We start from the raw sequence: 1,935 nt of genomic DNA, 5'->3' as shown, positions 1-1,935 counted from the left end.
CCCGGCTCAACTGCGCCCCCAACGACGGCACCATCTCTTTCAGCATCGGCAACCAGGACTGATAGCGATCGGCGAAGCAGCGTTCCAGCACGTCCAGCATCGCCGGCACGGCGGTGGACGCCCCGGGCGAGGCGCCCAGCAACCCCGCGATACTGCCGTCGGCGGCGCTGACCACCGTGGTGTCGAACTCGAGCAGCCCGGCTTTGCTTCGGTCCCGCCGGATCACCTGGACTCGTTGACCGGCCGCCATCAGTCGCCAGTCCGATTCCGCCGCGGTCGGGGCAAATTGACGGAGCATCTCGAGGCGCCCCGGCTCGGAGAGCCGCAGCTGCCCGAGCAGGTAGCTGAGTAGTGACCGCTGGCTGACACCGACGCCGAGCATCGGCAGCGCGTTGTTCAGCTTGACCGAGCGGGGCAGATCGCTGAAATGCCCTTGTTTCAAAAATTTCGGCGACCAGCCGGCGTACGGCCCGAATACCAGCCACGGCTTGAAGCCGACGAAACGCAGGTCGAGGTGCAACGCCCCGAGCGGTGGCGCGCCGGTCGCCGGCGCGCCGTAGACCTTGGCGCGGTGCGCGGCGGTGAGCTCCGGGGAATCCGCGCGCAAGAATCGGCCTCCAATCGGGAAGCCGGCGAAGCCCTTGATCTCCCTGATGCCGGATTTCTGCAGCAACGGCAGTGCGTTGCCGCCCGCCCCGACGAACACAAATCTGGCGTTGACGCTGCGCTTCGCACCGCTGCGTCGGTCGCGGATCGACAGCGTCCAGCTGCCGTCGGACTGTCGGGACAAGTTGCGCACTTCGTGACTGAACAACGCGGTGGTGCCGCCCCGCACGCTGAACTCGATGAGCTGCTTGGCCAGCGCTCCGAAGTCCACATCGGTGCCGTCGGGCGCCCAGTTGAGTCCGATCGGCTCGGTGAAGTCACGGCCGGCGGCCATCAACGGCAACCGGCGGGCGAATTCTTGCACGTCGAGAATCAGTTCGGTGCGGGCGAACAGCGGGTTACCGGCCAGCGCCTGACGGCGCCGGCGCAGATAGTCGATGCGTTCAGCACCTTGCACGAAGCTGGCGTGCGGTACGGGATTCAAGAACCGGCGCACGTCGGTCAAGATGTCGTTCTCCGCCGCGTACGCCCAGAACTGCCGGGTGACCTGGAATTGCTCGTTGACGCGCACCGCTTTGGTGATGTCGATCGAGCCGTTCCGCTCGGGGGTGTAGTTCAGCTCGCACAAGGCGGAGTGGCCGGTGCCGGCGTTGTGCCACGGGTCGCTGCTCTCGGCGGCTGCGCTGTCCAGGCGCTCGATCAGGGTAATCGACCAGCCGGGTTCCAGCCGCCGCAGCAATGCGCCCAGGGTGGCGCTCATGATTCCGGCACCCACCAGCACGACATCGGTCTTCGCGGTCGTCATTACCTGCGAATTTGACACCGGGTGGTTCGTCCTTCGTGGAGTTGCCGCATGGGATACCGCACCTCAGGTTATCGGGTGCTGCGCCGGGACCGGCCCGTCGACGTTGGGGCAGATGGCGGCGACCTGCTTCGCCCGGCTTTCAGCCGCGCTCGCGATCGACGCGGCGCCCTGCCGGCCCGGCACGATTTAAGCTGGCGTGGTGACTGGCTGGCAGCCCGACGTCCTGCCCGGCTACTGGCAGCAAACCATGCCGCTGGGACGGGACCCCGACGGCGAGGGCGATATCGTCGCGACGCTGGTGCGCCGCGGTGACGCCGCCGCGGCCCCGCACGCGGTGCTGGCGGTGCACGGATACACCGACTACTTCTTCCACACCGCCCTGGCCGACCACTTCGCCGACCGTGGATTCGCGTTCTACGCCCTCGACCTACACAAATGCGGTCGGTCATCGCGTGCCGGGCAGACGCCGCACTTCACCACCGACCTGAGCCGCTACGACCGCGACCTCGACCAATCCCTCGCTG

The 1,935-nt window shown here is 67.4% G+C and carries 1 protein-coding gene and 1 pseudogene; one reads left to right on the top strand and one right to left on the bottom strand.

Translation table 11 applies throughout. The features are described 5' to 3' along the window. Positions 1–1,411: malate dehydrogenase (quinone) (mqo, locus tag WA317_RS11945; protein ID WP_425173230.1), on the bottom strand; the 1,411-nt coding region annotated here is incomplete at its 3' end. A 199-nt stretch (positions 1,412–1,610) separates the two neighbouring features. Here mqo and WA317_RS11940 point away from each other — a divergent pair. Next, positions 1,611–1,935 (top strand): annotated as a pseudogene (locus WA317_RS11940) (alpha/beta hydrolase); the annotation flags it as partial.

The sequence above is a fragment of the Mycobacterium sp. genome, assembly GCF_049802695.1.
Lineage (GTDB): Bacteria > Actinomycetota > Actinomycetes > Mycobacteriales > Mycobacteriaceae > Mycobacterium.
This window is presented reverse-complemented; position numbering and strand designations above follow the sequence as displayed.